At 68.8% G+C, this 8,183-nt stretch carries 10 protein-coding genes and 2 pseudogenes; 7 read left to right on the forward strand and 5 right to left on the reverse strand.

What is annotated here, in order from left to right:
• A pseudogene (locus ACIBK0_RS51405) lies at positions 1-324 on the reverse strand (hypothetical protein); the annotation flags it as partial.
• A 156-nt stretch (positions 325-480) separates the two neighbouring features.
• Between ACIBK0_RS51405 and ACIBK0_RS51410 the strand changes: the two are divergent.
• The 4 genes and pseudogenes from ACIBK0_RS51410 to istB all read left to right on the forward strand — a co-directional run bounded on the left by ACIBK0_RS51410 (position 481) and on the right by istB (position 4,571).
• Positions 481-2,529 (forward strand): pentapeptide repeat-containing protein, encoded by a 2,049-nt coding sequence (locus ACIBK0_RS51410; protein ID WP_399097350.1) that lies wholly within the window; start codon positions 481-483, stop codon positions 2,527-2,529.
• A 452-nt stretch (positions 2,530-2,981) separates the two neighbouring features.
• Positions 2,982-3,197: a TMEM175 family protein gene (locus ACIBK0_RS51415; protein WP_399097353.1), complete on the forward strand. Its 216-nt coding sequence runs from the start codon at positions 2,982-2,984 to the stop codon at positions 3,195-3,197.
• 118 nt (positions 3,198-3,315) lie between these two features.
• Positions 3,316-3,789 (forward strand): annotated as a pseudogene (locus tag ACIBK0_RS51420) (IS21 family transposase); the annotation flags it as partial.
• A complete protein-coding gene (istB, locus tag ACIBK0_RS51425) occupies positions 3,786-4,571 on the forward strand; it encodes an IS21-like element helper ATPase IstB (RefSeq protein ID WP_399097356.1) in 786 nt (261 codons plus the stop codon). The pseudogene ACIBK0_RS51420 and the gene istB, both read left to right, overlap by 4 nt.
• A 19-nt stretch (positions 4,572-4,590) precedes the next feature.
• On the opposite strand, the gene ACIBK0_RS51430 is transcribed toward istB, so the two are convergent.
• Entirely contained in the window at positions 4,591-5,136 is a 546-nt protein-coding gene (locus ACIBK0_RS51430) for an AAA family ATPase (protein ID WP_399097377.1), read from the reverse strand.
• 207 nt (positions 5,137-5,343) lie between these two features.
• Here ACIBK0_RS51430 and ACIBK0_RS51435 point away from each other — a divergent pair, with 207 nt between their 5' ends.
• Positions 5,344-5,778 (forward strand): hypothetical protein, encoded by a 435-nt coding sequence (locus ACIBK0_RS51435; protein WP_399097359.1) that lies wholly within the window; start codon positions 5,344-5,346, stop codon positions 5,776-5,778.
• 127 nt (positions 5,779-5,905) lie between these two features.
• Here the strand turns inward: ACIBK0_RS51435 and ACIBK0_RS51440 are convergent, their stop codons facing one another.
• Positions 5,906-6,067: a hypothetical protein gene (locus ACIBK0_RS51440; RefSeq protein WP_399097362.1), complete on the reverse strand. Its 162-nt coding sequence runs from the start codon at positions 6,065-6,067 to the stop codon at positions 5,906-5,908.
• Between the two features lie 90 nt (positions 6,068-6,157).
• Between ACIBK0_RS51440 and ACIBK0_RS51445 the strand changes: the two genes are divergently transcribed.
• Positions 6,158-6,982, forward strand: coding sequence for an SDR family oxidoreductase (locus ACIBK0_RS51445; protein WP_399097365.1), 825 nt, complete (start codon positions 6,158-6,160; stop codon positions 6,980-6,982).
• A gap of 291 nt (positions 6,983-7,273) precedes the next feature.
• Here the strand turns inward: ACIBK0_RS51445 and ACIBK0_RS51450 are convergent, their stop codons facing one another.
• Together ACIBK0_RS51450 and ACIBK0_RS51455 are read right to left on the reverse strand one after the other, a co-directional pair.
• Positions 7,274-7,657, reverse strand: coding sequence for a hypothetical protein (locus tag ACIBK0_RS51450; RefSeq protein ID WP_399097368.1), 384 nt, complete (start codon positions 7,655-7,657; stop codon positions 7,274-7,276).
• Positions 7,654-7,860 (reverse strand): hypothetical protein, encoded by a 207-nt coding sequence (locus ACIBK0_RS51455; RefSeq protein ID WP_399097371.1) that lies wholly within the window; start codon positions 7,858-7,860, stop codon positions 7,654-7,656. The genes ACIBK0_RS51450 and ACIBK0_RS51455 overlap by 4 nt, the downstream gene beginning before the upstream one ends.
• Positions 7,861-7,946: 86 nt before the next feature.
• Between ACIBK0_RS51455 and ACIBK0_RS51460 the strand changes: the two genes are divergently transcribed.
• Positions 7,947-8,183 (forward strand): hypothetical protein (locus tag ACIBK0_RS51460; RefSeq protein WP_399097374.1); only part of this gene is annotated, 237 nt, incomplete at its 3' end.

Consider the following 8,183-nt stretch of genomic DNA (forward strand, 5'->3'; position numbering starts at 1 on the left):
GTAGGCCGCCAGATTGCGCAGCGTCTGCTCGCCGCCCTCGATCGCGTGGTACTTCTCCACCGCCTCCTCGCGCAGTTCCTTGGTGGGGAACACCGCGCGCATCACGATCCGGGTGATCCGCGCGAAGTCGCGCCGGGTGTCCCGCGGCGTGCTGCCGTCGTGCGAGAGGCCGCTGCCGCGGCGCTGCGGCTGGTACGGTCGTGGTGCAGCGGCGTGCCGGAGCTCGGCTGCACGGTTGACCAGTTCGGTGAACCACTCCCGCTCCTCCGTCCCGGCCCGCCTGCGCCGGGGGTGGCCGTTGGGGCACGGACGAAAAGCGTTCACCTGCGGTTCTGCGAGCCCGTAGCCGTAGTGATCCCGAGTTGAAGCCGACGATTTCCCTGGCGGGCGGAGGCCGGTCCACGGGGCGATTCAGGGCGCGCGGCCGTTTTACGGAGGCCGCCTGGCAACGGTCGGTGGGCAGGCGATGTACTCACCTGTATGGCATCTACCCCAGACCTTGTCGTTCCGGACTGGCCGTACTGCGGTGGCGGCGTCACCAGCGGGGACCGCGCTGCCTGCACCGGACGCTCGGTCGAGCCGCACTCGTCCTGCCTGGCACACCTCTCCGGCCTCGACCGCGACACCCACCTCGCGAGCCTGAACGCCGGCGACGACATCGACTACCGGGGCACCAGCTTCACCGACCAACTGCTCGACCAACTACTCAACGCCCTCAAGGACCCCACCACAAACCACCCACGTCTCGGCGACGCGCGCTTCGGGTCGGCCACCTTCACCGGCACCGCCGATTTCGAGTCGGCCACTTTCACCGGTGATGCCGATTTCGAGTCGGTCACTTTCACCGGCAACGCCCGGTTCCCGTCGGCCACCTTCACCGGCAATGCCTGGTTCAACTGGGCCACCTTCAGCCGCGAGGCGCAGTTCGACTCGGTTACCTTCACCGGCACTGCCGGGTTCGAGTCAGGCACTTTCAACGGCGTCGCCCGGTTCCACTCGGCCACCTTCACCGGCGAAGCCTGGTTCCTCTTGGCCACTTTCGCCGACGCCGCCGTGTTCATGTCAGCCACCTTCACCGACGCCGGGTTCCGGGCAGCCACTTTCACCGGCGACGCCGGGTTCCACTCGGCCACCTTCACCGGCGACGCCAGGTTTCCGTCGGCCACCTTCAACGGCACCGCCCAGTTCCGGTCGGCCACTTTCACCGGCACCGCCGATTTCGGGGCGGCCGCTTTCAATGGCGTCGCCCGGTTCCACTCGGCCACCTTCACCGGCGAGGCCCGGTTCGAGTCGGCCGCCTTCACCGGCGAGGCCTGGTTCGACTCGACAACCTTCACCGGCTTCGCCTGGTTCGAGGCGACGAGCTTCACCAAAGACGTCGACTTCGGTGCGGCGATGTTCGAGCAAGCGGGAGAGTTGGGACCGCTGGTCTGCGGGAAGACGGTGTTCCTGTCGGGGGCGAGGTTCAGCGGGCCGGTGACGCTGTCGCTCGCGGCCCGGCGCCTGGAGTGTCACCGGACGCGCTGGGCATCAACCGCCACGCTGCGACTGCGCCATGCCGACGTCGACTTCGCACACGCCGTCTTCGAATACCCCCTGAGCATCGCCGCCGAGCAAGCCCCCTTTCCCAACTCCCGCGGAAATCGCGGCTCCGTCGTTCCGGAGGATCGCCTCGCCGGCACAACCCGCTCCGGAGTGCGGATCATTTCCCTGCGCGGAGTGGACGCCGCCCACCTGGTGCTCGCCGACATCGACATGACGCGGTGCCTGTTCACCGGGACCGTCCACCTCGACCAGATCCGCCTGGAAGGCAACTGCACCTTCGCCATCGTCCCGGCCCGCACGCAATGGCGGCGGCTTTGGCCTCAGCGGTTCACCCAGCGCCGAACCCTCGCCGAGGAACACCACTGGCGCTCCCGCCAGCCCACCGCCGTTGCAGGCTGGCAGCAGGCCGCCCCCGACACCGGGCACGCCGACCATGTGGGGCCCGCGCAGCTCGCCCCGGTCTACCGGGCGCTGCGCAAGGCATTCGAGGACAGCAAGAACGAGCCGGACGCGGCAGACTTCTACTACGGCGAGATGGAGATGCGCCGCCACGATCACGACCGGCCGCGCGCCGAACGGGCTCTCCTTGCCGCGTACTGGGCGCTTTCGGGATACGGACTGCGCGCCACCCGCGCCGCGGTGTGGCTGCTACTCGCGATGACCGGCACACTGTTTGCGATGATGCTCTGGGGTCTGCCCGCCGACAGCTGGAAGCCGGAGACCGTCGCCAGCGTGACCGGCCGGCAAGTTCGGCTGCCCGCCGAGAAGCCCGAACCGGTCAACCCCACCAACGCCCTCCACGAGCGCCTCTCCACCAAGCGTTTCGAGAAAGGCCTACGCGTGGTGGTCAACTCGGTGATCTTCCGGTCTTCCGACCAGGACCTCACCACCGCCGGCACCTACACCGAAATGACCTCCCGCCTGACCGAACCCGTCCTGCTCGGCCTCGCCGTCCTCGCCATCCGCGGACGCATCAAGCGCTAGGTGGAACCGACCAGCGGGAATGGCCCAGAGGACCCCCGTCAGCCACCTCATCAACCACACCGAGCCCAGCGATCACGCCTCGCCTTTCGTCACCCCAGGATCCGACTTTCGGCGGCAGCCCTCGTTCGCCCAGGGGTCGTCCATGGGCACGGCGTGGTTGGGCAGGTCCTTGAAGTCGGCGACCGCCGTGGTGCGCGGCGACTACGCGGCTTCGCCGGGTTCACCGACCCGGGCGGCAACGCGTGGACGCTGCAGGAGCGCGGTTTTTGTCTCCGTCCCTCGTGAGGTGCAGCCGCCGCACCCGGCGTCCTGGCCGTCTGCCGGCCGGCGAGATCGTTGAGGGGAGTCGTGGAGTGATCTGTGGTTCTTTCTGCATCGCCGGCGAAACGCTCCTCGGCTGCGCGCGCAGGAGCGGACGGTGCCGGAGGCTGGGGCGATGACAGAGCCTGTTCATGGACCGGATGGACCGGCCGGGACCTGGGGGAGGGGCGACGTCGTTCAGCGTGGAGCGCAATCCTGCCGACGGCGTCATTGCCATCGCCGTCACGCTCCTCGTCCTGGAGATCCGCCCGCCGCACGACACTCGCCACCTGTTGCACGGCCTCGCCGCGCTGTGGCCGTCCTACCTGGCCTACGGCTTGACCTTCATTGGCTTTGACAGTGGTTGATGGCCCCACTTGTGAGTCAGCGATGGCTCCACCGGCGTTGGCAGCAAGGTGATGTGAGGGAGTTTTGGCCCCGCTGTCCCTCTTGCGGCGCCTGGTCGCCAAGGGCGCCGTCCGGCTGGAGCTCGACCACTACCTGGAGGCCCTGCTGCGCAAGCCCGGCGCCCTGCCCGGGGCGACGGCGCTGGAACAGGCCCGCGCCGCAGGCAAGTTCACCCCTGTGCACGACGCCTGGTGGGAAGCGGTCCGCAAGGCTCACGGCGACGCCGAGGGAACCCGCGCGCTGATCGAGGTCCTGCTGCTGCACCGGCACATGACGCACGATCACGTGGTGGCCGGCATCGCTGCCGCCCTGAAGGCCGGCGCTCTGACCGCGGACGTGGTCGCGCTGGAGGCCCGCAAGGCCGCCGACGCCGACCACCCCACCGCGGACGGCCCGCCGGATGACCCGCAGCCGTCGCCGGTGGCGTCGCTGACCGCCCGGCGGCTGGCCCGGCTGCCAGCCGACACCCGGCCGCTGCCGTCGCTGGCCGCCTACGACGCGCTGCTGCGACACCACCCGCCCACCGCTCGCCAGAAGGGAGAACAGCCGTGACCGTCCAACCCCACCGCGGGCTGACCGAGCAGGCCGCCGACGCCGCCATCGACACCGCCTGTCGGATGCTGCGGCTGCCCACCATCCGCGCCCAGTTCCCCGATCTGGCCACCACGGCCGCCCGTGAGCAGATGACCTATCGCGGGTTCCTGGCCGAACTGCTGATGGCCGAGTGCGACGACCGGGCCCGCCGCCGCTCCGAGCGCCGCATCAAAGCGGCTGGCTTCCCACGCCAGAAAGCACTGCGGGACTTCCACTTCGACGCCAACTCCAGCATCGACCCGGCCACCATCCACACCCTGGCCTCCTGCGAATGGATCAAGAAGGGAGAACCACTCTGCCTGATCGGCGACTCCGGCACCGGCAAGTCCCACCTGTTGATCGCACTGGGGACCGAGGCCGCGATGGCCGGCTTCCGGGTCAAGTACGTCCTGGCCACCAAGCTCGTCAACGAACTCGTCGAAGCCGCCGACGACAAGCAGCTGACCAAGACCATCGCCCGCTACGGCCGCGTGGACCTTCTCGCGATAGACGAGCTGGGCTACATGGAACTGGACCGCCGCGGGGCCGAACTGCTGTTCCAGGTCCTGACCGAGCGGGAGGAGAAAGCCTCCGTGGCCATCGCCTCGAACGAATCGTTTGGTGGCTGGACGAAGACCTTCACCGACCCCAGGCTCTGCGCAGCGATCGTGGACCGGCTCACCTTCGGCGGCAACATCATCGAGACCGGCACCGACTCCTACCGCCTCGCCCACACCAAGAACCAGCAGGGCAGCGGCTGACCGCACACGAGAACCCGGACTACCGGCCAGGGACCGCGCCGACGCGGGCCAGCACGTCGTCGGCCAGCTCCCGCGGGCTCAGCTCGCCGTCCAGGAACACGGTGCCACTGGGCAGGGTGTCCACCGCCGCCATACACGACCCGATCTTGGACTTGCACCACCTGCGCACCCTCTCATCCTGCGCGGGATCATCCGGTGTGAAGCTCCGCCCGTCGATCCGCTTCACCAGCACATCCTCGGAGACCTTGAGGAAGAAGTGGTGAGCAGCGATCCCCGCGTCCTTCAGCGCACCGAAGATCTCCTCGACATAGGCGGGGTTGACCAGCGTCATGGGCACCAGGACGGGCCGCTGATACTCCTCGACGAGTCCCACGGCCAGGTCCGCGACCTGCCGCCTCCACAGCCGCAGATCCTGGAAATCGCCGGTTGGGACCTCCACGATCTCTCGCAGCACATAGCCGACCATCTCCGGGTCATAGACCAGCGCCTCGGGCCAGCGCGGACGTAGTTCATCCACCAGCGTGCTCTTCCCGCTGCCGAACGCGCCGTTCACCCAGACGATCACAGACATCTCCCCGTCGATGGACTACCCCACTGGGCGCAGACGTCCCCTGAACCACACTCCGCGACACGAGGGTGGGGCCAAAACACACTGACAGATCTTGCCCGAACGATCGCCAAGTGGGGCCGAAACCCACTGACCGGCGGGGCCAGCTCACGCTGTCGAAGCCACTTCATGCTGATCGGGCAGGTGTGGGTCAACCATCACCTCATGTTCGACCACATCCGCAGCGCCGACCGCGTGGTGCTCTTCCTCAGCACCGTGCTGCTGATGGACGTCGCGCTTTTGCCGTTCGCCGCCTCTGTGCTGGCGCAGGCGTTCCGGGATGGACACGGGCAGCGCACCGCGGTCGTCCTCCACGGCGCCGCCTTCGCGTTCCTGGCCGTGGTGTTCAACGTCCTGTGGGGCTACGTCCGTCGTGATCGCCGGCTGCTCACCGCCACCATCGACTCAGCCGGTGTGGCCGCCATCAGCCGGCGCTTCAGGCTCGCCCTGGTCTGGCTGGCCGCCGGGATCCTGCTCGGCGCCCTGGTTCCCGCAGCCGGCGTGGCCGTGATCGCCGTCTTCATCCTCTACTACTGGCTTCCCGTCGCGGGCGAGATCGCCGCGGCCAGGCGCCGGCGCCGGCGAGGACACCGGACGTGACCGCCGGGGGCCGGTGAAGTCGTAGGGACGAGGCAGGCGCACCAGCAGGGCAGCTGTAGGGCGCGCTGGGCTTCGCAGTGACGTTCAGGGCGCCCGCGCGGGTTGCCGGCGAGGGCGCCTTCCGTTGTCATGCCGCAGGCACAGCCCATATGACGGGGGCGCGGCCGTCGACGTCGTAGGTCACCTGGTGGGGGCGGGTGCCTTGCTCGAGGGAGAAGGTGATTTTTCCGCGCAGGCAGGAGCCGGACCCCACGGCGGCGCCGTGGGCGGGGTAGGCGGGCTGGGGCACGCCGGGTCCGCTGAGAAACTGTGCCTGAGCCCTGCACGACAGTTTGCTGAGCCCCGGGCGACCTGCCCGGGCTGCCCTATGTTGGACGCCATGAGGGTCTTGATCATCGGTGGCAGCGGGTTTCTGGGGACGGAGCTTGTGCGTCAGGCGGTTGCTGCAGGCTGGGAGACGGCCGCAACGTACTGTTCCCGCCCGGGCAGCATGCCCGGAGCCTCGTGGTACCAGCTCGACCTTCGCGCCCCCGGGCAGGTCGATGAGGTACTGGTGGCGGTTGCTCCCAGTGCCGTCATCAACGCGACGAGCGGGGGGAGCGACTGGGCGGTCACCGCCGACGGCTCGTTCCGCGTGGCGGCAGCCGCAACGAAGCGCGGTTGCCGCCTGGTCCACGTCTCCAGCGACGCAGTGTTCTCCGGTTCCCGGATCCACTACGACGAGGGCTGCCTGCCTGATCCCCTCACCCCTTATGGCGCGGCAAAAGCCACCGCCGAGACCGCTGTGCGGCTGCTGGCGCCGGCAGCCGCGGTCGCACGCACCTCGTTGATCATCGGGCACGGCGGATCCGTGCACGAGCGCATGGTCCACGCCCTGGTTGCCGGCACCCGCGACGGCGTCCTGTTCACCGACGACGTCCGCTGCCCGGTGCATGTCGCAGACCTCGCCTCCGCTTTGCGGGAACTCGCCATGTCCGACCAGGCCGGGATGTTCCACCTTGCCGGAGCGGACGCCCTCAGCCGTCACGAACTCGGCGTTCTCATCGCCCGACGCGATGGACTCGACGCAACCCGGCTGCCTACCGGGCGCCGAGCCGACACCCCCATGCACGGGGCCCTGAACGTCCGCCTCGACAGCAGCGCCACCCAGGGACGCGTGCGCACACGGCTGCGTGGAGCGCGAGAGTTCCTCCAAGGCCGGTAAGCAGCGGGGCCTGGATGCGGGTGGAGCCGGCGAGGCCGAGGGACCACGACGCCTGGGAGGTCACCGTGGTGCCGGCCGGGTCGGCGCAGAGCTTGATGTCGAGGGCGGCCCACGGTTGCGCATGGTCACCAGCATCGAGCGAAAGCCCGCGCGTTTCTGCCGCATCCCGTCCCCACGGACTCGAATGCGTTCCGGCCTGCCCCACCGGTGAGCGAAACCGTCCGTTAGCCCCGACAGTGATCAAACCTCGGGGCCCTGGCACAGGTCCCGGCACAGCTTTCGACCCGGGTGTTACGCGCTGCGCCACGCCTCGAGGCGCTGGGCGAGGGCCCGGAGGTCGACCTCCTGGGCGCGCACAGCCTGGGCGAGCTCGAACAGTTCCTCGTCCTTGGCCTGGACGGGCTGGCCGGACAGGTGCATGTACTGGTGGGTGCAGCCCCAGCCGATGACGAGGTTGTAGTCCGTGAAGGGGCGCAGCAGCAGGGAGGTGTGCAGGAAGGTGGCGGCGCGGGAGGGAACCTCTTCGTAGTAGAGGCTGCCGCGTTCGCGTTCGAACTTGTGCCGGTCGGCCATGAGACCGAGGGCGCCCCAGTCCGCGATCGGTACGTTGAGCGGGGAGATCGAAGCCTGGATCTGCAGGACCCAGCCGACGTCGACGCGGACGATCGGGCTCACCGCAGGCCTGCAGGGAAGCGGTCCATCACGCCGGGCAGGATCCGCTCGGCCTCAGCGGCGGCGCCCTCCACGAAGGCGATCCGGTCGGCCTCCTCCACGGTCACGTCGTGGACGTGTTGCTTCAGGCTCTTGCCGGTGATCGTCGCTCGCTCGCGGAGACGAGCCATCTCGGCCTCAGAGAATTCGATGTTGAGTGCTGGCATACCCCCACGGTACCCAGGTTGGTACCACCTTGGGTACCTACGGTGGCCGCAGACTGCTCAGCGTTCCGGCACACCAAAGTCCTGCCGTGCAGCAGGCCACCACGTGGCTCTTCCTCAACTCCGTGCTGCTGATGGACGGCGCTCCTGCCCTTCGCCGCATCGGTGCTGGCTCAGGCGTTGCGGGACGGACAAGGGCAGCGCACCGCTGTCGTCTTCCACGGCGCCGCCTTAGACGTCATCTCATTTGGATCGGTAGCCTGTCGGTCGTGGTTTCGATCGTAGAGCGGCTGGTGCCGGATGAGTTGTGGGAGCTGTTCCAGCGA

This window comes from Streptomyces sp. NPDC050564 (genome assembly GCF_044457265.1).
Classification (GTDB): domain Bacteria; phylum Actinomycetota; class Actinomycetes; order Streptomycetales; family Streptomycetaceae; genus Streptomyces.